Here is a 26,262-nt window from a genome sequence, read left to right as displayed (position 1 = left end):
TTGGAGGTGTCCAACGATACCCGCCTTTCCGTCCGGAAAGCGATCATCGACGAGCTCCCCGATGGCCTGCCGATTCGTTTCGACGCACTGGTGGTCGCGCCACTGCAAGAAGGCGTTTCTGCCTGCGTTACAAATTCGAGCAATAGGCCCGAGCGCTTCATGTTCCTCAATGAGAGATACTTCGCCAATACCGAGTATTTCAAATATTTGACCGACCTCGATGCCGAAGCGCCCGCCGGAGAGCAGCCATGGTCGGTGTCACAAACTGGAATTCCGGCTTATGACATCGTGCGACATGAGATGGGCCACCTCCGGGACCCGGGGATCCGGATGCCCGCCATCAGCGAAAGACTGCAAGCCGCCATTCAAGAATTCGGCGAATCGCCGGATCCCGATAATTTCGGCAATATGTACGAGCGACTCGCCGAATTGCGCCGCACCGGCGAATTGCCCTCCGATACCCGATTCAACAGAAAGGCGGACTACACCGATAATTCACATGCAAGAGCCTTCTTTTATTTGGTGACATATTTCGACGCATTGCGGGAACTGTACCCTCCATTTGCTGATACTCGATTCGACGACTGGCTGGAACGACTTGTCAGATACAGCCGCGCCTGGAAGAATCGGGGGGGTACGGATAACCTGTACCGAGCCTTCAATATGTGGCTGACAGATTTCATCGGATATACGAGTGGATTCAAAGCATGGGTAATACTGCACAAAGTTCCGGAGATCGAGGTTGAGGTCGACGGAAAGATCGAGAAGAAAGTCGATGGAAAGAAACTCTTCGAAATATGGCAAGAGTATCTCGATGCGGAAAGCCTGCGCCGGATAATATCAGGGGAAGCATTTCAGACGGTAGGCCCGGCTGAGCCCGTGCTGGGCGATCTGGCGGTTTTCAACGTGGTGGAGGCATTGGCCGAGGGGAACCAAGCCCTCGGAGACAGCGATCCTGGCGATTTCACCCATCCGGCTTATGCGCTTCAAGCCTTTTTCCGGGGTATCCCGGTCGTGCAGGTGTGGCGGGAGGCCGCCGATCGTGGCATTGTCGCGATCAGCCGGGCGAGCAACCTCGGATCGATCCCGGCGACGTCCGGTTTCCGGGCAAGCATTGCGCTGAACGGTTCGTCGAGTGTGTTCCTTCGGAAGTTCCGGCACATGGATGCCGAAGCCCGATGGGAAAACACACCACCATCACTGAGATACATCGACCAGGACGGTCAGCGGCGTTCCGCATGGGATGAGATGGCGCGGTTGGTGAGTGAACAGCGAGCCCACCTGCTGAGCGCCGACCACGACAGCCACGCGGCAGGCGACGGCGAGTTCTCCGAATGGGACGGCGACCACCCCGATGAACTGGACCAGCGGATCCAGCGGATGTGCGAGTTGGTTCGGCAGCGAACAGCACTCCTCCAGGAAATCCGCGGCACACTCGTAGCAGACGGTGGTTTCGCCGCAAGACTGGGCCTTGCCGAGTGGGCCGCCGCCGGCGCCGCTCCGGCAGATCTGAACCTGGTCGCAGTGCGCGCGCGGGCAATGGGCGCGCTGGCCCGGCACGACCTCGCCGGCCGCGAGCGCAACCGACTGTCGGCGCTGCTGGAGCTCATCGACGGGGTGATGCCACGGTGCGCGGTCCTCGACGCCGATTTGAAGCAGGCGCGTGCGGCAGCGGAGGAACTGGCCGCCAGCACAGTTGCCGCGATCGCGGACGGGTACCCGGTGGGCTCGACCGCACGGTTCGTCGGCGGCGGCCATATCGAACTGTTCACGCCGCACAGCCGGCCGACCGGCCTGGGAGACCTGCTGCGAGACGTGCAGCAATGTGGCATACCGGTGATCACACGGCGGGTACGGGTCGACCCGGCCGGTCGGATATTGATCGAGGATGTACCGGAAACGGTGCGCGCATCGAGCGCGCAACGCGTGGACCGCTGGTGGCAGTTGTCCGCCCCGATCGACGAACGCGCCAGCCGGATGCGCGCGGCGAACGAACCCGGTGAGCGGTCCGAAGCCACGCAGCAGAGCCCATGGCAACGCGCCACCTCGATGACCGAACACCCTGCGGACCGTCCGGACTGGGGCGCCCGGATCGCCGCTGTCATGGTCCAGCGCACAAGAATCGGTGCGGAATCGCGTGGCACGATCATTGCCAAGCCCGACCCGAACCAGCTGTCCTCGTGGAGCGAGGGGAACCAGCGCCGCGACCTGTACACCCTGGAAATGGCGGACGACGCCGTAGACACCATCCACATACAGGCGGCGGCCGATACGGCACTGCAGTGGCTGGAGCGGCTGCCCGGGCGCCGTATCGGACGCTGGGCCCGGCTCGACGGCAACACGCTGACAGTAGTGTCGCCATTCGCCGATCCCGAGCACTTCTTCACCCCGGACACACTGAATATGTTGTCGCAGTCCGGCATTCACGTGGATTACCGGCACATTCACATCGACGCCGACGGCCACGTATCGATCGCCGCACTCCGTCCCGACGACCGCGCACGGGAGGCGGATCCCGCAACAGCCGACGACACGGCCGCGCAGGTCGCCGGTGAACTGATCGACGAGGTCGTCGGACACCTCGATCGGCTGTTGAGGCGTCGCGGAGTCGTCGACAGCGGTACTCCCGGGGAAGTCTCCCTGAACGATCTACTCACCGAGCGCAGGCGCTTGGTCGCCGAGCGCGAGCAGGCGCGAATCGCGCGCGCCCTGTGGCGCGCGGAGTTCGAGCGAACGACCGCGGAACCCGCCCGGAGCCGAGCAGACGCGGAAGCGATGCGGGTAGCGCAGACGGCAGCCGAGACACACCGCACTCGATTCGAGCAGGAGTTCGAGCGGCTGGATGCGGAGGTCGCACGGCTCACCCTGGTCGCGTTCAATGCCGGCGGCGCGGCGGCCTCGGTCAAGGGTGCCGGCGACGTGGCACGCATGGTTCTCGCACAGGACGAGAATGCGCAGGCCCACACCGAAGAGGCCTATTCCGCGACGCTTCTGGACATGATCGATGCGGTCACCGAGCAACTCGAGAGCGGGGACACCCAACCCGAGACCGCGGCACCGCCCTCCGCGCCCTCGCGGCCGCGGACTCCTCCCGCGACCGCCGGCAACCCCGCTACGCGGCCGGAAACCGTGTCGCACGCCGCAGAGCGATCGGATGCGGCCCGCGAAGGCGGCAAACCCGCCAAACCCGCACCCCCGCAGGGCATGGACGGCTCGCTGGCGCCACCGCTGAGCGTCCGAGATCCGCTCGGCCCGCGCAACATGAGACTGGCGCCCCCATCCGCACCGACCCGCACTGTCGAGCCGGTCGTGGACGGCGGCGTGGTCGCAACTGTTGTGCCAGCCGAGGTCCACAGCGCGGAAATACTCGGCAGCGGTCGCTCGCCGATCCACAACACAGCAGTCTGTGTGGACCGTGCACTGCACGCTCTCGGGCTCGGCGACCAGCCGGTCGATGTCGGCCCCGACGGGGAACCGCGCTGGCCGGCCGACGCGGTCGGCAGTGTGGCCCAGACCGAAACCTATTCCGCCGCAGTGGTTGCCGACGCTGCTGACCTGCTCTCCGTTGGCATCGATGCCAAAGACAATGCCGTCAGGGCTTTCCCACTTTTCGGCGATTTCGTACGCCCCGGCGAAGCGCTTCGGATGCGGAAGGCCTGGAACCACGAGACGGTGCACTACAGCCAAGCGCTGATCGCCGCCAAGGACAGCGTCATCAAGGCATTGAAACCGGTACTCCCCTGGCCGTTGCAACGCAACGAAATCGACGTCACATTCCACCCCGAGTCCGGCACCTTCGACGCCCATGTGCTGGCCGAGGACCCCGAAGCATTCGACGTACCGCCCACTCTCGTGCAGGGCCGCTGCACCGTCGAGGGCGACCTCACGGTCGCCGCGGTGGCCATCCCCCGCGAGCGCGCCGAGCCCGTCACCTCGGCAGGCGACGAGTCGGGGACGGGATCGGACCCGGGAGCCGCCGCTCGGAGCCGTTCCGACGCAGCGGATCAGCCGCCCGTACCCAATCCGCGCGAATCCACATATGCGGAGCTGTGCGCTTGGGCCACAACGCTTTCCGATGACAGCGCATATCGCCTGATAGCCGATCTGCGGTCCCGCGTCGGTGCACACCTCGGTGCCTTCCGGCGCGGCGAGCTGCCACCGGCCGACGAGGCGATCGACCAGTGCCGTGTGCTCAACGCACTGGTCGACGAGCAGCTTCGGAAGCTCGTACGGATCACGGACATCCGGTCGATATCCGACTACTCGACGCTGTTCGCGATCGCACGGGATCTGACAGGTCGGCTCTCCTCGGCTCGCACACTATATGCCGCGGCCAACACCCTGTTCGACCTGATGGGGGCACTCACACCGGAGACGCCCGGCCAGGGCGGAAGTCCGTCCGCACTGCACCAGGCGCTCGACGTATTCGACCGTGTGCCAACGGAACTCGGAACCCTGATCGACGTGCTGGCACGGGCTCTGCGGATGATCCCGTGGGCGGAGCAAACCGAACTGTCCGCCTCGGGGCGCGTGGCCGCGGACGAGCACCGACTGTCGACGGAGCAGGCGCTCCAGCAGGCGCGAAGCCTCACGACGTCGTTCGATGCCCCGACGGCGCCCGGCGGCGCGAGATGGCACGAGTACGTGGATACCTATCTCACGTCGCGATCGGACGCCGGATTCGATACGAAGATCGCCGATACGGCCCGATCGCTGGCCGCGCACAAGGATGCGTTCACGAAGGCGGTACCCGGATCGGATCGGGATGTCGCCGCCGCGGCATCGCGTCTGCTGCCGACAATGGCCGAGTTTTCCGAATATCTCATGGCGCGCACCCGGGATACCGACCGCGCCGCCGGCTTCGTCCGTCACATGTACATGACCTACCGGGCTGCCGCCGCACGCTTGCCCGGGATACAGCCGTTGCGCAAAGCCAGCCGAAATATGCGGATGCTGTACGAATTGAATAAGGCGAGTATCGATGCCGTCAAACCCCACGAACGGGCGAAACTATTCCGCGCCGATGCGTTCGAAACGTTTGCCGAAGATAATGGTCTCCCCGCGCGGCTTCGGCTGACTACGGCAGAGCTCGACGATTGCGCCGCCGACAGTATGGCCGACGAAAACAGCCCCACGTCCACCAGGCGGACAGAATTCGACGGCCGAGTCTTCATCCATTATGTTCCGAATAGCTACCGGCTCGAAGATATCGTCGCCGACATCGCCGAGGAGGTACGGCGAAACCACACCGGCCGAATCGCGGTGGATCTGACCGATATCGACTTCTTCCCGGCGGATCTCGGCGAGATCCTCCGTCGAAACCTCATCCCGGGACTCGACGAGGTCATCACGATCGAAGCTGACGGACTGATCGTACGAGCGTTTTCGAGCAACTTGGTGTCCGACACATCACCCCGCGTTTCCGGACGCATCACTCTGCACGACCCGCCGGAATTACGCGAGCTGGAGAAGCTCGGCGGACACCATTCGGGTGACAATTCTGTCGGCGGACTCATAATCTCCGTGGAAACCGAGAACATAGTACCTGAAGAATCGACAGCAGACCCTCATCGGGAACCGGAGCATACGTCTCTGACCCTGCATGCAGTCCAAGCGAAGGCCCTGTCGCATGGCGCAATGATAAAGGAGCTCGGACTCTCCGATATACACAATATCGACGTCAATGGCACGATCATTCGATGCAAGATAATCTATCGCATCCAGGAAAATAACGGATTCGCACTCAGGGTTCATTACGACAATGCCGACGTCAGCGATCCGAGTATCGACACTGCCCGTCGGCTGATCGATGCCGCTTTCACCGAGTCCTTTCCCGGCAGAGACATATCGGTATATGAACACTTCGAACACGGCAACACAACGGTGGTGCGCGTCGACGCACCGCGAATGATCGGTCCGAGCCACCCGGCATCAGCCACCGCACCGCACGAAAACAGCTCGCACGAGGAGTCCGGCAGAACCGAAACACCCGGCACGCCAATGGAAGCCCGATCACCGGCCGGGACCGGTAACAGCCGTGCCCACCAGCCCCATTCACGGCCGCAACAGCCGCCACAGCCCGATCCGAGGCTTACGCGTGCGGACGACCCACGCACCGGCGCGATCGGCAGGCGCGGCGAGCAATCCGGCCCCGGAACCGACGGACATGGCACCGCATCTGACGGTACGGCACCGATCTCGCCAGCGGGAGTCGATCGAACCGCTGGTGCGGAGAAATCCGGCACAGATGCATCCACCACTCTCGACACAACCCAGGATCCCGGCGCACCCGCACCCGACAACAACTGCGCACGACGCCTAGCACTCGCCGAACAAGCCGCGGGGCTCCCGGGCGTCACAGTCCCCAAGCCCGACAAAGCAGCCGGAGTCCCCCTCGAAAGCGAACCCGGCGACCCCGGAATCGAACACTACCTCGGCGGCCGCGAACTCCAGCAACTCCGCAAACTCGACCCCGCCGACCTGCACCGGGAAATAACCGAGAAACTGGGCGAACTCGGCCCAGGCGCCCGCGCCATCGTCATCCACGTCTTCGCTGAAGAGGACCACGACACCGGCATCGACGGAAAACCCGTCGGCGCCCACGCATTCCGCCTCGTCAACACCGACGGCACCGTCGAGGGCTTCCCGGAGAACGACCCGCGCACCGTCGAACGAGTCCTCGTCCTCATCCTCGACGCCGACCACAACCAACACACCATCGAAGGGGCCCGCCCGCGAGATCGGCGACACCCCAACGTATGGATCGGACGATCCGCCGACAACGCGCCCGAGGACGCCCCCCGCGACCCAGGCCATTCATCCGACCGACCCCGCGCGGCGGACCCCTCCGGCCCACCGTCCGGAAGGACGACACCGTGGACTACCCGCTCCCCTGAGACAGGATTCGATCGGCCTACTCCCACACAACAGGTCGAGCCGACGGCACGCGCGGCCGGTGCCGAAACATCGCCTGCGAAGACCGACCACCCTGCTGCCGTGCAAGCCGCCGATACCGTACGCGGGCAGGACAATTCCGACGACCGGCTGGATGCGGAAGTAACGCATGCCGGCACGACCGCCGAAATTGCCGGATGGTGGCGACGCAGATGGCAGAAGCGGAAGCATTCGAATATCACGCCGCCGGTTGATCAGCAAATACTTCCTGCGCGGCCGGCTCCCCGGCGCGACGGCTCCGCCAGCCGCCCGACGTCAACCGAACGGCCGCAATCGGATCCGGCGCACACTGCGGCCTTCGATCCGGACGGCTGGCGCCGCCATCCACTCCGTGAAGATTTCACCGGCCAAGTTTGGATTTCGCTCCGCGCACCCACCACCAACAACCACACGAAGCTGACATTCACCGCAAATACCGTCGACTGGCAGGCCAAGGAGTATCTGGGTAATTTCAGCTGCTACTGGCTGGCCGCCGCGCTGCACTGCCTGACGGGCTGGGACATCGTCACCATCGACACCGAAATCGACGGAAAATCGAGACCAATTCACTGTGTGGTACAAACCCCGGACGGCGATGTTCTCGATATTTTCGGCCGCCGCAGTCTCGACGAGGTCAAGGCCGGCAGTCCCGGGTTGAATCGTCGGCACCGGATCGTCGCGGTGGATCGCATGCCGGGCGACGTCGTGACCGGTATCGATCACCTCCGTGGTGACCCGTTGTGGTGGGCCGCCCAGGCACCCAAGCTGCAAGTTGCAGTCTGGTCTCATTTCGCGCGACACCTACTGCGGCAGCACGGATTCCCCGAGCTCGCCGACGCGGATCCGAGTACGCCGACGCCAACCACCGATGGCTCCGCGCGGGAGGGCGACTCGGCCGCTCCGCCGACGTCAACCGATCGGCCACAAGCAGATCGGGTGCCGACAGGCGTCAGGATCGCGTCGACGCCGACACCCGGATCGTTCGAACCCCCCGTGAGCGATGCGGGTCCCACGACGACGTTCGACACTCACGGCGTATCGGGTGACGCAGTGCCCAGCGACGCCGCACCACCCGAGAGGGCCGCGCAAGCCGATGGTCGACCGGTCAATCACTGTGTCCCCCAGTCCATCACACGACTCATCAACCAGCAGGGACCGGTAGCCGATCCCTTCACTCTCAGCCCGGAACGGGCCGACGGCGTGTCCTGGAAAGAACTCGACGACGCCGACACCTTCCACGGCGCACGTCCTCAACAGATCCGCCACAACGACAACCACAACGGCCACACCGACCTCGTCCAGGCCATGATCACCCACGCCCGAGTCAACCCCGACGACACCACCATCACCGCACTCATCCTCGAACAACGGGCCACCACCGACCGGCACGGCGTCGGCGGACACGCCTACACCCTGACCTACCACCACCAAAACCCCGACGGCACACACCAATTCGACATCGATGGCCAACCGATCACCTACCTCGACACCATCGACGGCCACGCACAATTCCGCACCGAATCCGGCCAACACACCACCCTCCCCCAACTCGCCGGCACCACGCACCGAGAAACCAAAGCCCTGTGGGCACTCACCTACCGCCGTACACCCCGCATGCGGCGCGACAACACACCGGGCCAACTCCTCCACCTTCCCGCCGCCACCGCCACACCACCCCCTGCCGAACTCCGCTTCGGCACGGATTCCCGACCCGAAGACGAGGGCCGCCACCCTGTCGATGGTCCATCTGAGCACAGCCCACCAACCTCGTCGTCAGACCCTATGGACCTCGGTCAGGAACGCTTGAACACCGAGCACCCGGTCCCCGGCGCACCCGGCGACAACGCATCGGACAGCGAAACCGCCTCGGGCACACCGGATCAGCAACCTGCCCCGGTCTCCGACCACGACGCCGCACTCGACCGCGAAATACGTGAGCTGGAGCGTGCGCTCGGCATCGAAACCGATGCCGAGCGCACGCTCGAACTCACGCTGTACATGGAGGAGAAGTACCTGCATGTGGCCATCGCGGCGGATCAGGATCGGCCCGAGCTGATGTTCGGTGGCCGGGCGGAATGGCTGGGCTGGCTACAGGCCCGCAAGTACGCCCGCGACCACCGCGACGACGAGTTGAGTGCTGATTTCATCCTGGAACTGCAACGGCGGCTCGTGGGACCGGCGGCACCGGAGAAGGCCGGGCAGTTCACCCATGCGAAGAACGTCAGCTGGGGGAGTTTGAAGCGGCCGCTCACCGCGGACGAACTGGCCGCGATCGAGGAGAACCCGTGGCTGACCCATGTGCCCGGACCTTTCGAATACGGGCCCCACGGCATCGTGCTGGAACCCGCGCAAGCGGGGAAGCCGGGAGCTCGGCGGGTCCGGTGGCCCGCGGACCCATTGACGGCAGCGCAGATCGCGGCCATCGACGACGACCCATTGCGCGGACGTGCCCGCAAGCCGTTCGACACCGAAGAACACGGCGTCATCCTGTACCCCAATTTCGGCGGCCTGGACGAGACCCGCGCGGATGCGGAAGCGATGTGCCGCGAATACAACGAGGCACGCCGCGCGCCCGGTCGCGACCCCTATGAGGCCCCGGCGAACCTGCAGCACCGCAGCGTTTCCGGTCACCACACCAAGGGCGGCATGTCGGGTCGGCTGTCCAGAATCCTGCTGCAGTGGGCGTTGGCGAAGGACGGCTTGCCCCCCAGTGCGATACCGGAATTCGACGCGGACCTCTTCACGCGGCGATCCGACTGGGTGCGGACGATCGAGGCGGGAAGCCGGCGCTACCAGCAACTCGAGGCCGTACTCGACCGAGCCGGCCGCAGCGCGACTCCGGTGTCGCTGCTCGATCTCGAACGCGCCCAGCAGCGCTACCGCCACATGGGCGGCAGGCGTTCGCCATTCGTCCCAGGCGAACAGCACAACGCCGAAGCATGCAGGCAGCTGCTCGAGACACTCCGGTCGAGCGAGCCGCTCCCCGACAGGAACGAGCAGGTGGAGGCGATCGTCGACCAGTCCCTGCGCGACGCCGACTCGCCCTTCACCGTCACCCGCGACGAGTCCGGAACGGAATCGGAGCCGGCAACCGGTACTCAGGACAGCTCCAATGCCGAAGTGTCGCCGCCGGCGACACATTCTGCCGCGTCGGCGCTGTCCATTCCACCGAGAACGAGCGGCACGATAACACTGCACGAGCAGGGCGATGTGTTGGATGTCGGACGCCTGATATCGGAAAGACCGCACATTCTCGCGGGCTTGGTAACGACAGCGAACCTGACGGTCGAGTCCACCGAGGACGGCCGAACGCTGGCTTTCCTCGAACTGCTGGCGGTCGAGGCGCAGGGCTCGTACCACCAGAACATCGTGAGCGCGCTGAATCGACCGAGCCTGCTGCGGATCGAGCACGGGGATCTCACTCTCGAGTTCAGGCTGCACTACAGCATTTTCAATTCCGGACGTATCGAGGTCAGCCTTTACTACGGGGAACGGCCCGACCTGGGGTCCGACACCTTCCTCATGGTGAGCAAGGCCATCGATGGCGCGCTGGCAGCGAAATTCCCCGGAAAAACGATCAGTGTCCTGGAAAAACTCGACGACGGGACCGATTTCCGGACGAGGCAGATCGCCCCGGCGGACCCGCATTCACGATCGACGGACTGGTACGCCGTCGACGACAACGGGCGCCGCCACTGGCGGACGGAGATGGCGGTCGGGCTACCGGGACTCGCGACCGCCGCGCGGTCGAACGGCGCGCGTGCCGTGGACACCTGGTTGTATGACCGGCTGCGAGAATGCGGCTGGGACAACGGCACCGGCACTCGAACCGATACGGCCTGGGACCTCACCGTCGACCTCGTTACCGACATGTTGGCCAACAGTTCCGGCCCCGTGACCGTCGCCATCGACCTCACCGATCGGGACAGCCCGCTGCGGATCTCGGTCACCGGCACGGGCAGCACAACCGCGACCATGATCCGCGTTCAGGCGACCGCCGACAACAGCGGCGTCACCATGTCCGACCAGGGCGCCATCGCAACCTGGTTCGAACTGAACGCCCCCGGCGCCTCCGCACACACCTCACCGACGACTGAAAAACAGCTCGTGAGCGAGCCGGCCACCACAGATGCTGCCCCGACACCAGCCGGGCCGACCAGTTCGGACCTCCACTCGGATGCCGCGAATCCGTCGCCATCGGCATCCGGGGCGACGACCGACCGCATACCACGCGGCGACACCACATCGTTCACCCCCGGGCTCGACTTCCGCACCGTACTCGACCTCCCAGCCCGCGGAGTCGACTACTTCCACGACCCCCGAATCGAAAGCGACTGGGGCAAAACCGAACCCGCACCCGGCGCCACGAGTGACAACACCACCTCACCCGCCGATGGCACACGACCTCGGATCGCTTCGGAAGCCACTGAACAGCCGGTCAACCACTGTGTCCCCCGAGCCATCACACGACTCATCGACCAGCAGGGACCGGTAGCCGACCCCTTCCCCCTGGCCTCGGACAAGCTCGACGGGGTCTCCTGGGGAGAACTGAAGCGCGAGCAGACCTTCCACGGCGCCGAACCCGACCAATTCCAGACCACCGACCAAGCTCCCGACTACGCCACCCTCGTCGAAGGCATGATCACCGCAGCCGAAAAAGCACCCTCCGGCACTACCATCACCGCACTCGTCCTCGAACAACGGGCCACCCTCGACCGGCACGGCGTCGGCGGCCACGCCTACACCCTCACCTACCACGGCACGAACACCACCGGACAGCACCATTTCGACCTCGACGGCCACCACATCACCTACGACACAACCGAAAACGGCCAACCCTGGTTCACCACCGAAAACGGACAGCGCACAACACTGTCCCAACTCGCCAACACCACACCCGGCGAAACCACCAAGCTTTGGGCATTCACCTACCAACGCACACCCAGCCAACACACCGGCCAACTCATCCGCCTCCCCGGCAGCACCAACACCCCACCACCGGATGCACTCCGGTTCGGCGCGGATTCCCGACCCGAAGGTGAGGACCGTCATCCCGACGGCGCGTCGGAGCACGGCCCCCCGAGTCCACCCACCACCGAATCCCAGCACGACAACGAAGACCCCGGCGCGACCGGACACGGCACCGCGGACGAAGCGTCCGCACAGCACCTCGAGCGCAGGGTGTTCACCACCGCACTCGCCGTAGTGGGCGACGAGCGAGCCGCCGTCGAGATCACCACGGATGTGTTCGCGCAGGCCGGCGACGACGAGCCCGACGCACTTCTTGCCCTCGCTCATGATCTGGCGGTCGAACACCTCGCGTTCGCTCGGTTCCGCCAGGCGATGCTGGTCACGCTGATGGTCGACACGCAGGTTCGCGCATCCCAGTATGCCCAGGCACTGCATACAGCGACCAGGTCGCGGCTGGAGCAATGTCTGGACGACCTTCCCGCGCAGGAGCGCGACATCCTGTTGGCGAGATTCCGGGAAGGACTGACCCGCAGTGAAGCCGCGCACAGGCTGAACCTGGGCAAAACCGCACGCACAGTGGAGGCCCGCGCTCTGCGCCGACTCGCGAAACTGATCGCCGAAACAGCGGAAGTGGACTCCGCCGCGAACGGCGTCGCCACCGAACCGGAGGACCCGATCCCCGGCCTGCTGCCGAAAGAGCAGTACCGGCACCGAGGCGGGTATTCCGGCCAGGATATGCCCGACGAGATTGCCCGCGCGCTCGTCGCGCAAGCCATACGCCGCAGGTCGACGGCCTTGGCTGGAAAGAACAACGAGAATGTGGTCGTGGCCGACGGCCAATTCATGGTGCGCTTCCCCAGACGCGGCAGCAAGGACATCAAGCTCCTGGTCGAGTCGCGTGTGCTCGAACTGTATGCAATAAAGGGTGTGCCCACGCAACGCGTTTACGCGGTGGTCGACGGTGTCACCATGCCCGGCGGCACTGTTGTCGACGGGGTACAAATTTACGGATTCAGGCAAGCTGCCGGAACGGTGGCCGAACAGCCGATAGTCCGGATAGACCAGGTGATCGACGCAGTCAGGGTACTCCACCATATTTCACCGAAGATACAAGGGCATCGTGCAGAATTTCTCCGGCGCATGATCGCCGAAGAAATGGCCATCTTCGTTTCGGTGCTGCCTGAACTCGGCAGCCAATTCCAGCGATTGGGAGTACCCGACAACCCTTACGCACCCGTAATGCGACTGGCACGGACACTCGGACGAACCTTGTTCACTCTCATACACGCCGACGCGCATCTCGGAAATCTTCTACAAGAATTCGATGACATTGTCACGGCAGTCGATCACGAGTCGACCAGGCCCGGCGATCCGGATTTCGACTGGGTACGCATGCATTTTCTCACGCCGCGCCCGAATTTCCGAAAATCACTGCTGCAGGGGGTGAATATCGACAGCGATGTATTTTACACCTATTCACTCTTCCTGGATATCCAGAGAATCATTCACGATGTCATCGAATTGAGTCGTTTGTCGAGGTTCGGACTGCTCACCCCCGTGCAGATCGAATTCGTACGATCCGAGTTGCCGAATGCCTTCGACCGGCCGGGCCCGGAGTGGGGCCACCGGTCGAGTATGACCAGCGGGCAGCTCTTTCGAACTCTGGGGGTATGGGACCCCGCACCAGCGCAGGAAACCGGCACTGGCATGCCGCCGATCTCAACCATCGACGACGACACGTCAGCGGCGACAGCGCCCGCCGACTCACCCGTCACGGAACCTTCCGCTTCGACGGCACCAATGACAGGCACTGTCGTCATGCCCGATCTCTCCGGCGCCACACGCTCGGAACTCGAGGCCTGGGCCGCAGGTTCGACTACCGAGGCTGCCTGGCGAATCCTGGCCGACCTGCGTGCGACCGCCACGGACCGGCTCGCTGCGGTCCGCCGCGGCGAGACACCTCCGGCCGCGAACCTGACCGGCCCGGCCATGATGATCAACGCGGTGATCATCAGGTTGTGCCGGCGATTCGACGAACAAGTCTCCTATCTCGTCCACCCCGAAATCATGCGGCTACTCAACGAGACGACGCTGTCGGAGGTGGCGCACCATCTGGCGTCCTGGGCGCCCACCGTCCGTGAGATGTATGCCGGGGCGCAGGTGGTGATCGACAGCGTCGCAGCCACCTCTGTCGGCAGCTCCGGATCCTATCCCCTGCATTCGATGCTCGTGCCGCTCGGGCAGCTGGCCTCGAACATGGAGCAGCTCGTGCAATTCCTGCACAGCACCGAAGATCCCACCGGCCCGAAGGGCCTCATCTCGATCGAATCTACGTCCGAAGATCTGATATCGGCTGTCGTCGGCGCGATGCCGGAGGCGACGAAACTGGAAATGAATTACTGGTACGACCTGGCCGACACCATTCTGCGAACGCGATCGCCGCTCCGGGTCGACCCGGCGCGGGCCGAGGTCTTCCGCCGCCTGTCCCGCCGCGGCGAGGCATCCGGCCAGGCACGGACTGCGGCGAACCCGGACTTCGCCGCGACTGCACAGTATGTGTCGGATCTGCTGACCGTGGCGACTCATGAGCTCGTCGACACCAGCGACTACGCCGCGGGACTCGACCACCTGCACCGAGCCGGTGAAACACTGGCCGAGGCCGCCGATCTCCTGGGCGCCGAACAGCTACACATAGCCGCCACCGCAATCCACCAGCTTCATGAAAGGCTTGCGAACGCGCGTGACCGAGTGTCAGCGGCTCATCGTCCGTTGCATATCCACAACGTCGCGCGCGGCGAACTCGTGGATAACGTACAAGCCCGCGACACGCTCGCGGAGGCGCTGACCCTCCTGCGCCGTGCCGACACTCGCACTGCGGCCGGCGCGGGCGAGCCGACCCCCGATGATGCGGCAACAGCAAATACCGAGCCAACCAGCGATGGTGAACTCGAACTACCCGGACCGTTGCCAACCGAAGCGGAAGCCACCGACCGGCCCCAACGCCGGTCGCGTCCGCGCAACCGGATGGGAGATACGGGAACGGAATTCGCGTTCGGTCCCGCGGGGCCGGGAGCCCACCGACCGCCGGGCCCCGCGAGCCCTGCTCCGGGCGGCAACGATCCCTTCGGTATCGACGCAGTGCGCGACATCGGGGGCGGCCGCGCCGGGGAATCCGTCGATCCGGCCTCCCAGGTCGGGGCGCTGCCATCCGAACTCACCGGCAGGCGGTGGCCGACCGAGGGCCCGCTCGCTCATTTCCAGCGGCCGGGGACCGGTGATTCGGCGCACAACTCGGATGATGCCCGCAGACCGGACCGGGCGCCCAGTCTGAACAAGGCGCTCAGCTCCGATGAGCGGGCGGCGGAGGTAGCCGCGACGATTCGGGAGATTCTCGCCGTGGCCCCCGAATCGTTCTGGTACCTCCGGAATATTCCGGTGGAACCTGCGCCCGGGAAAGCTTTCGGCCCGGACTGGGTGAGTAATCGAGCCGAATGGTTCAAAAACCTCTTCTCGCACGATACCGAGAAGCTGCGGGACGTGGAGCTGACCGAGAAAGACCTCCTGGAGCTGGCTCGATTGCTCGAGCGCGCCCCTGTTTACCTGACGCTCACCCTGCTCGTCGCGACCGGATTGACCGTCGATCAACTGGCGCACGGGGGCAAGGTCAGCTTTTCCTCGCTGTTCATACGGCAGGAGAAAATCGCGAGCAATGGCGAGACGGTCATAGTCTGGAAATTCCGGACCATGCCCATGGACACCGAGGAGGGACCCACCGGCTCCGCGAATGACGACCAGATCACTCCTGGTGCCCAATTCTTGCGCGATACCTCGCTCGACGAACTGCCACAACTTCTCGCGATCGGTCGCGGCGATATGGAGTATCTCGCGGGCAGGCCGATGTTGGACGGCGACGTCGACCTCATGCGAGGACTCGTGAAGAAGAAGATCCTGACGGCCGAGCAGTTCGCGTTCTGGGACCAATTCCGGAAGAACGACCTGTGGTCGGCGCTGCATTTCCCGGGTTGCCGGGGACTCGAACGCCAGAGCGACGAATATCTGTACACGCGGTACCTGTGCGCCTACCTGTGGTGGTTGATCGGCAGCCGGGCATCCGAGGAGTACATGATGCGGATCATCGACCGTTATCTGGTCAGCACCGTCCTGCGCGAAGCCCCGAACCTGGTGCTGGGCACCGCGGCGGGGATCCTCGACGGTATTGCCGGAGCCCTGCCCGGCGATTCCGGGCGAATCCTACTGGGTACGGCGCGGCGCCTCGTCGGAACTCCCGCCCGCCAGGCGGCGAAGGCGATCCGCGCGGCAACGGGTTTCGCGGCAGACCTCGTGTACCCGTCCTCTCCGGCCCGATCGGGCCACACCGCCATCAGAACCGACGGCAACACCACGCACCACACCTCAACCCGCACAACCCAATCCACACCAACCCCCGATACCTCGAGTGCGGACACCACACCATCCGCCGACGCCACACAGCACGCGACCGCCCCCGGGCGGCTGGTCAATCACTGTGTCCCCCAGGCCATCACCCGCCTCATCGGATACCAGGGCCCCGTCGCCGATCCCTTCACCCTGCCCCACGACTGGGCACGCGGCGTCTCCTGGAAAGACCTCGAAGACGCCGGAACCTTCCACGGCAACCAACCCGACCAAATCCCCCACGATGAAAACCACTCCGGCCACACCGCACTCGTCGAAGCCATGATCGCCCAGGCAGACGGGAGCCCCGACGGCGCCACCATCACCACACTCATCCTCGAAAAGCGCGGCACCACCACCGACCGACACGGCGTCGGCGGACACGCCTACACCCTCACCTACCACGGCGAAAACACCGACGGCACACATAAATTCGACATCGACGGCCAACCCATCACCTACCTCCAGACCGTCAACGGTCACGCACAATTCCGCACCCGAACCGGCGAGCAGAAAACCCTCCCCCAGCTCGCCGGCACAACCCACCGAGAAACTACAAACCTCTGGACACTCACCTACCACCGCACACCCCAGATGCGGCACAACAACGTCCCCGGCCAACTCCTGCACCTCCCCGGCGCGACACCCGACTCACCGCCACCCGAAGAACTCCGCTTCGGCGCCGATTCCCGCCCCGAGGGCGAGGACCACCGCCCTGGCGAAGGCCCGTCCGAGCACGGCCCACCAACCCCAGCCACGGCCGAAAACCGACACGACGGCACCGGCGACATTGGCTCCGGCCGAGCCGCATCCGCGGGTGGGCGGGCCACCACCGAACCGGCCGCCACCGAGGCACAGGCCCATGCGCTGCTGGAGCAAACCCGGGAGCGGGCGCCGGATTACCTGAACGGTGCGAATGGGCTGTGGCTGCTGCCGGATCCGCGTGCAGGGCACTCCGGGCAGGTCCGCGTCAGGCGAAGCCGACACCAGTTCGCCACGCCCGACCTCGTCACCACCCTGCTCGAGGTCGTCCCCAGACCGGGGACCGATATCGCCGGGGCAGCGGAAGACACCGGGCCGAGTGGTCCCCGCACACGGCGAACCCTGTACATCGACGACGAGACGAGCGTCGAGGAACACGTCCCTGGACGAGCGCTGACGATCGCCGACCTCGTGGACGACGACATGACGTTCCTCGCCGATGACGCCGATGAACTGTTCGACCAGCTCGTCCCGGCCGACGCGCCGCCTCCACCGGCGTCAGCGCCGACACGGGCCCAGTGGGAGCAGTACGTCCGCCGCGCGCTTCGCCGCGCAGAGGCGCAAATCGAATGTCTCGGACCGGGATTGGGATTTCTCGAGCTGCCGCAGCTGTACCGCACCTTCCAGCAACGCCCCCCGGCCGCCGGTGATGATCAGCCCGAACGGCTGCACCCGGCGGTGATACTCGGCAGCCTGACGCGCACGCCGGGTGGAGAGCTGGTGTCGCCGAGCCGGGAATTGACCGAATCCGGGCCACTGGAGTGGGTGTACGCCGCGTTCATCGTCCGCAACCCCTGGCCGCCCAGTGTGCGTGAGCAGGTGCACCTGTGGTGCTACGACCGCGTCAAGCGATCGCGCGGCCGAGCCGGGCTGGCGGATTTTCAACGCTATGTCCTGCTCGAGGCACGAATCGCCGCCATCGACCAGGCTTTCCAATCGCCGCGCGATCTCACCGACAGCACCGTCCGGCCCCCCGAAATACTGGCGGCGTTCCGGCGGAATCTCGAGTTGGTCCGCCAGGCTGGTCTGCTGGACAGGATGCTCGATCCGGCATTCCAGATGTTGCTCGACGAATTCTCGAGCCTGGACGCCCGCGAGTGGACGTCGGAACAGGACCATCTCACGATCCGACACGAACCCGGCGAGCCGCTGGGCGGAAGTCTCACGACGTCGGCTCGTGTGTTGCTGGAGAATCCGGGAACGGGCCGGCCGAAGTTGAACGGACTGAACGGCTCCCAGTACTGGTACCAGCGGCCGCACCGCCTGGAAGTGGCCGAGGCACGCTACGAATCCGTCGACTCCGAGGTCGGCGTGGTGGCGCGCCTGCGCATCCGCGCCGTGGTGATGATCGGCCGGGCGGAATTCGGCGAGGTGGACATCCGCTTCGACCTCGACGCCGCCGGAACTGTCACCGCGTACGTCGATCCCGGCCCGCCCGCCGAATTCATTCCCCTGTACCGGCCTCGTCTGGACAGCGCCAAGCGGGGCTCGTTCCTCGACATGGTGCGCCACTTCGTGCGCGAAGCGGGTGCGGATGTGCTGCGGATGAAGGTCGCCGGCGACCCGGCGAACCCCGCCGTGAACCAGCTCCACCCGATGCTGCGGGCAGGGCTCACGCCGGTCGTGGACGCACCGCTATGGCTGAGCGAACCGTGCCAGGCCGCGCCGAGCGCGCCCGCACCCGCCGAGTCGCGCATCGCTCGACGACTCAGCGGCCTTCAAGTCGCCGAGCTGATGGAACAGGTGAAGACTACCGACCCGGACGAGTACGAAAACCAGTGCGGCGTCTGGCATCTGCCACTCTCACCCGAGACGGGCTCGACCGGCCCGAAGGTAACGGTCCGGGTGTATCTCCCCGATGCCGAGCAGCTGAACTTCGATCTGGACGGGCTGGCGCTGTCGGCGGAGAACTCCTCGAACGAGTTTCACGCGGCCGGGGTGCAAGGCCCGCGGCTGCTCTTCGACTCCACGTCACCGGGCTACATTGCGGATCTCCGCACACGGGTCACGATTCACGAGTTCGTGCCGGGCAAGGCCCCGGAGCCGAAGGACGGGTGGAAATCCCTGACCGAGGAGGTCTTCCCCGAGCTGTATCGGCTGCACAATGTGCCGATCCCCACCGGTCCGACCACCACGCAACACCATTGGGACGCCACCCAACAGCACCGGATCCGCGACCTGGAACACAACGACGTCGATCACAGGCTGGACGCGCTGATCGGCGGGGTGCCCCTGTCCACCACGTGGATGCCGCTGGCCACGGATGCGACGGCGAGCCGGATGGGGTTCTGCCACGGCAATCCGCGCCGGCGCAAGATGCGGCGCGGCGCGGACCACCGCGTCGGATTCACCGACGCCAAATCCTCGCAGTATGCCCCGATCGCCTGGGATTGGGCCCGGTACTACCTCGGGAACGACTGGCTCGTCCCCGGCCAGCCGGTCCCCGAGGACTGGCTCGACGACGGGGTGCACGATCGGATCGAAGCGTGGATCAGGGATATGCTCGCCGCCCACTACGGCCCCGAAGCGGCCACCGACTTCGACCGCTACGTGCTGCTGGAGGCGCGGAAGTCGGTCGTCGGCGACGCGTATCGGCTGCCCAGGAAGATCGCCGCGAAAATGGTGACGGTCGAGGAGGTCCTGCCCGCCTTCTACCGCAATATCGTCCGCGTATGCAGAGCCGCGGGCGTGACCCCTCCCTTCGATGCGACGCGGGTCGAACAGCTGTTGCTGGAATGGACGGAGCGCGAACTGGACCTGCCGGGCGCGGCAACCGCCACGGCAACCGCCGCCGAGGTCCGTACCACCCCCGCCGCGACCGCACCTCAGTCCGAGTGGGCGCGACGACTGTTCCGGGTCTTCCGGCGTTCCGGCACTTCCGTGGGGCCCAAGCAGATGCGGGACTTCCTGGAGGGGATCCGGCGCTGGGATGGACCACCGCGGCTGGAACCCGCGCGGGTCCGAGTCGAGTATCCGAGCCAGGCCGGCATTGTCGCCCGGATGCACGTCGATGCCGTCGTCATGGACGGCACCCGCGAATACGACGATGTGCAGATCGTGCTCGACCTGGACGACTCCGGCGGAATCACCGCCACCTGCCACTCCGCCGACAAATACACGCCGGTCGATCACCTGGCGCTCAACTTCGCCCGCGCGGCGGGTGCCAACCGGCTCCGGATGCAGGTCTCCGACGGGCCGGGCGCGGCCCGAGCCGGATTCGAGTGGGACGAGAAGCATCTCGATGACGTCCTGGTGGCAGTCGGTGCGACGCTGAGTGCGCTCGAGCACGGTGATTCACCGGTGCCGGTGAGCGTCAGCGAGTGCAGCCGCCGACTACGCGCCGGTGATGTCCCGACACCGCGAGAGTTGCTCGACGCCGGGGTGGATCTCGATGATGTCGCCGACCGTGTCGGCCACTTCCCCCCAACGTGGTGGGGCACTGTCGAGGTGGCCCGCGCGTCCGACGCGGGGGGCGCCGTGTGGCGCGATCTCGGACTGCCGCAGCCCGGACCCGCCAGCGAGCAACCGCCCGTACCTGCGGCGTTCGACCTCGAGATCCAGAACCACGGCGACCTGGATCGGGAAACGGCGAAGTCCTTTGCCAGGATTCTGCTGCGTGCCGGGCTCCTCCCGCCCGACCTCTGGGGAAACAACAAGATGGTGTGGTTCGACCGAGACGATCACGGTAATCGGGTCGTCGTCTCCCGGATCCTGCCGTCGACCGCCGTGGCGAAGGATATGACCATCAATCCCCGTCGGCAGGACGGTGTCAACCGCTTCTTCCATCACCTCGCGTTCGACCCGGACCAGGCCGAGGAGCTTGCTGCGGAGGAGGCCGCCGCCCCGGCGAAATTGTTCGAGTACGGGCCCTACCGGATAGAACAGTACGTCGGTGTGCGAACCCCGAAGCCGACCGATCCGGACTACGAAACGATCGTGGACCGGATGTTCGCGGTGAAGCGCCGGATGCTGGGCATAGCGGTTCCCACGGACGCGACGAAGCGGTCGGTCACCGAACATCTGCATCTGTACCTGGACATCCAGCGACGCAACTATCGCAAGCGCGCACCCTGGCTGGACTCGCTCTTCCAGCTCGCACCGCATCAGGCATGGTCCCCGGAGACCGACGACGAGGTGTGGCGACCAAGCCTCAACCACAACGATATGACCCTGGACAATGTCCGGGTCGACGAGGACGGCACGGTCAGGTTCATCGACTGGGACAACGCGGCGATCGGCCACCCGCTGTGGGACTACGTGACGATGCTCTGGACGAACTGGCCGCCGGACCGTGCCGAGGTCATCGAGAACAAGATCAGGAACGAGGTCCGCGATCTCGAGGCCTGCGGCCTCATCGGCGCGGGCGCCGAGGCCGAACTGGACCGGCTGCTCACGATGGCGGCCCTCGACTCGCTCTACGCCGACTCCCGCCACTTCGTCGAACTGATCGCGAGAGACCCCGGCAAGCTCGACGTGCTGGCCGGGCGGTTCTACTCCGACTATCGAAGGCTGTGCCGTCTGCGCGACTGGCGGCCACAGTCGCCGGAGGTGGTCCGCGGCCTGCTGCGGCAGGACGCGGACACGCTGCGCGTGGAGCAGGGAGCGCAGCCGCTACCCGAGGGGCTTGTCGTGTTGGCGGGTCCGCCGGGGACCGCGAGTCCGAAGCCGGTGCTACCGCCCGACGAACTCCCCGATGACGGGCCGCTGCGCGCCGTCGCCACTGGCCTGCTGGCACAGCAGTACGGTGCGCTCGAGCTCGCCGTGCGGCCGACCGCGGCGAAATACACCGGCGACGCGGAGAACCGGCGCCTAACCGTGTCGGCAACGATCGTCGGAGAACGCTCCTCCGGCTGCGACGAACCGGGCGATATGCGGTTTCATATCCATCGCGCCGAGAATGGCCGTGTCACCGTGACATTCGACCATCTCTTCGTCACCGAGTCGTTCGCCGAAGATTTCGCGCAGCATTTCCTGCCGCAGCTGCGCCGCGCGATCGGCGCCGGTAGCCTGATCGTCCTCCCCGTCCATGGCCGGGTAGGTTTCCGCATCGCCGCGCAGCACGGCCTGCGGCTGGATCCGGAACCGAGCCATCTGGCCGAATCGCGGGAAAGCACTGCCGCCCTGCTGAACTCGTGCGACCTGCGGGTCGTGGCCGATCCGATGCTCGACCGGTTCAATCGACCGGCCGAGGCGCGCCCCACCTTCCCCGAGCTGGCGGCGTATGTCGAGCAATCGCCGGACCAGTGGCCGGACGAACAGCGGTGGTGGGGTGTGCTCGATGGGGTGGACGCTGACGAGGCGCCTGCGGGCACGCCCGGCCCGGCAGCCCAGGATGCGCCCACATCGACTGCGCGGCGCAAACCCCGTGCGGCACGGCAAGATACCGATACCGACGATCCCCCACTCCCCGAACCGCAGGTCGAATTCATCGCCGCCCTGGTCCGCAACCGGGCCTCGTTCGCCGGAAACCATCACGGGGTCTGGGACATCACCATGCCGAACGGCCGCCATGTCGTCATCCGAGTGGCCATCGATACGCCGAACCCCAATTTCGACCCGCGGATCGGCCTGGTCTTCGGGGAACAGAAGGCGGTGAAGCTGTTCCGGAAGGCCGGTGTCAGGGTGCCGAAGCTGCTCCACGTCGGCACGCAGGACACCTACCCGGAAAATTTCCTGATCCATGAGTATCTGGACGGCAGCCATCCCACCGCGGACCAGCCCTGGCCGCCCCTGGCCGAGCCGGACGGCAGCCATACCGCCTCGGACCAAGCCTGGCGACACCTGGCCGAGGCTGTATTCACCGAACTCGATCGGGTCCACGCGCTGCACGCGCAGGACTGGGGCGACACCGAACACGTGCGGACGCTGCCCAGCCGTGCCGCATGGGAGCAAGGACTCGTGCGCGAGGTGGCCCGGATCCGGCTCGAGTACGACCGGAAACATCCGCGCGACCCCGAAGACTGGACCGACCGGCTGCACGGCGAGCTCGGCATGCCCGGCCTGCACGAAATCTTCACCGTCCGGCCCGATTCCCCTGACGACGTGCGGCTCGGTGTCCTGCACGGTGATCCGACATTCGGCAACATCATGTGCCTGGGCCCCGGCAAAGATCAGATCGCGCTGCTGGATCTGGAGTTGTCGCAACCGGGTTCGCCGGTCTGGGATTACGTCGCGTTCGCCACCCGGAACCCGTGGCCCGCCGATGTCCGCGGCGACGTGGAGGACTGGTGCCGTCAGCGATTGCGGGAGAACTACGGCGAGAACGCCGTCGCGGACTTCGACCGATATCTGGTGCTGGAGGCGTGGAAGTCCGCCGCGGGCGACAGCTTCCGGCTGCCGCTGTTGGTCGCCGCCGGTCGGATGTCGGTCGAGGACGCGGCGAAAGCGTTGCACCGCAACCTGGCTCGGATATTCGCCGGGACGGGATTGCCGATGCCGTCGCTGGAAGACGTCCAGGGTCATATCGAACGGTGGGCGCGGCGGCTCGTACGGCTGCATGATCAGGAGCAGGAGTCCGCCGAGCCGGGAGCGGTCGAGCACGGTGCCGACACGGCGACCACGACCCGCAATCCGCCACGGCGGTCGATACGCGAAGTGTTGTCGACCGGCGAGGATGACGAGGGTGAGGCGGAGGAGAATCTGTGGGACACCCTGGTGAGCATGCGGTGCGCCGACGGGCCCGCCCGGCTGGAACCGATGCAGGCCGTGTTCGAGCCCCTCGGAGATGCGGACGCCAGCATCGCCTGCCGCATCCGGCTGCGAACGGTGCTGATGGACGGCCCCCGCGAATTCGGTGAAGTGCCTATGGTTTTCGAACTCGACGAAGCGGGCCTGGTCACCGCACGCCCGGAGCTCACTGCCGACCTCGACCGGCTCACCGGCGAATACGGCGGCCCCTACCTGCTCGGCGTCGCCGAGGACCTGGCCCGCCGAATGGGCGCCGACGCGATCTCGATCGAGGTCACCGGCAAAGACAGTGTGCGGGCGGTACAGCACGGATACGGCTGGGACTCCCATCCGGGCAGGAAGGCCGAGTCCACTGCCTCCGTGCAGGCCACCATCCGTGCGCAGGCGCCCGAGGGCGCAACGTCTGCGGAGTCGCCGGGGCCGCTCCCGGCGACTCCGCAGGAGTTGCGCCGCCGGACCGGGCCGGGCGTGCTGCGCGCCGCCCGGTGGTGGGCCAGCAAGAATCTCACCGATCGCGCGGCGCAAGGCCGCACGCAGAGCGAACAGGGACCGGTCCCGCCGCCGACACCGCTCGAATGCCGCACGGCCACACGCCATCCGAGCGGCGAGGAATTCCTTCCCGACGCCACCGAGGCGGTCGGGGACGGCCGTATGACACCCGAACAGGTGCTCCAGATCTCGGTCACGACCGCGATGGAGGCGCCGCACGCCCGGGGTCACTACACGCATGTCTGGTGTGTCACCGACAGCGAAGGAAGGACGTGGAAGGTGCGACTCGTCGTCGCCGAGCCCGGCGACAAGGACCTGGCAGCCAATCCCACTCATCCGAAACTCCTTGCCGGAGACCGGGATTTCCACGCCATCCCGCTGACCGACGACGGCGGCGAGGACCTGGCCCGCCACGGCGGGGTCAATGTCCCGGAGAAGATGGCCCAGTGGGGCAGTCTCTCGGACGGCCGGGGTGTCAGTTCGATTCGCCACATGGGGCCGGGGCGCATTCCCTCGACCCGAGACCATGATCGGTTCGACACCCTGGCCGCCGTATTGCGGCAGCTACGGCAGATGCAGTCGGTCGAGCTTCCCCCCGAACTCGCCGCGCGCACCGTGCCCGAACACGAGCAGCTGTTCCGCAGCATGCAGCGGATCAAATACGAACAACGCCACCCGTTCCTGGACGCGCTGGGGATACCGATGCCGAACGAGATATCCGTGCCGGGCGACACCAGCTGGCTGGAGTCCGGCCTGAGCCATGGCAACGTGACCTTCCGCAATACCTGGCTGCAACCGGACGGCGAAGTGGCATTGGACAACTGGAATCTCACCGGCGTCCGCCACAAGCTGTGGGACTACGTGACCATCTTCTGGAATCCCTGGCGGAAGGATGATCTCGGCGAGGTGACTCGGATGGTCGAAGCCGAAATCGAGGACCAGTACGGCGAAGACGGCACAGCCGAGTTCCGGCGGCTGCGCGCGATCGCCGCCCTCGACTCGCTCTACAGCGACTTCGAAACCTTCGCGCAGAAGATCCGCAGGGACTCCCGCCAGGCCGAAGCGCTGACCGAGCGCTACTATTCCGACTACCGCACGCTGTGGGAATACGCCGAGCGCGCCGGGCTGTGGCCGTCGCGCGGTGCGGAAGCGTTGCCCTTCGAGCAGGTTCGCGACCTCATGATGCATGCGGCGAATCCGAGCCTGTATCCGCGGTCCGCCCTGCTCGACACCGATCTGGACTCGAGTGGGATACCGGAGCCGGCCCCGCAGGCTCAGGCGGCGCCCACTGCGGACCTGTCGCGTGTTCCGGCCATCCCGGAGCTAGCAAACCTCGGACCCGAGGAACTCCTGCCGAGACTGTCCGGACTTCAGCAGCGGTTCGGCTCCGGCATCGAACTCGTGCTCAACCGTGTCGAACATGTGCGCACCGGCGAGGCCGATTACGTATCCGGGGTACGGATTCGCGGCGTATTCGTCACCCGCCACGGCACACCGGCCGAGGTGGGCGATCTGGACCTGAGCATCGAATGGGACGACAACGACCGGCTCGTCGCCCGATTCGACAACCTGTGGATCGAACCGTGGCACGACCACACCGGATGCAGCGACGACGTCCTTCCGGCGCTGCGCGACTACCTCCTCCAGCGCTGCGAGGTGGACGAGATCACCACGACGGTTCGTGGTCAGCGCGGGGCCGCGACCGCGATCAAGCTCGGGGTCGACTGGGACGACCGGGCCGATCCGGCCCGCCTCCGCGAGTGCATGCGGGCGCTGGCCCAGCGTATCCGCGCCCACCTCACATTGAATCCGGACCTGGTGGTCACCCCCGCACTGCGCGAACTACTCGGCGAGCTGGACTTCCCGACGGACGGCCGCTACCCGACCCCCGCCGAGATAGCCGACCGCATGCCGACGAAGCCGAGGAAGTTGAACGCGGACATCTTCTTCGACGGGTTCTCCTGGCAGGGCGTGCTGGTTCAATAG

The 26,262-nt window shown here is 65.9% G+C and carries 1 protein-coding gene (running past one end of the window); it reads left to right on the top strand.

Annotated elements, in window-relative coordinates; genetic code table 11:
* Positions 1–26,262, top strand: partial view of a phosphotransferase gene (locus tag NM2_RS43100; RefSeq protein ID WP_067682605.1) — the 3' portion only. The gene continues 6,258 nt to the left of window position 1, outside the view; 26,262 of the gene's 32,520 nt are visible here — the last part of the coding sequence; the start codon falls outside the window, past its left edge; it ends in the stop codon at positions 26,260–26,262.

Origin of the sequence: Nocardia miyunensis NBRC 108239, from assembly GCF_001613065.1 — a bacterium.
Lineage (GTDB): Bacteria > Actinomycetota > Actinomycetes > Mycobacteriales > Mycobacteriaceae > Nocardia > Nocardia miyunensis.
This window is presented reverse-complemented; position numbering and strand designations above follow the sequence as displayed.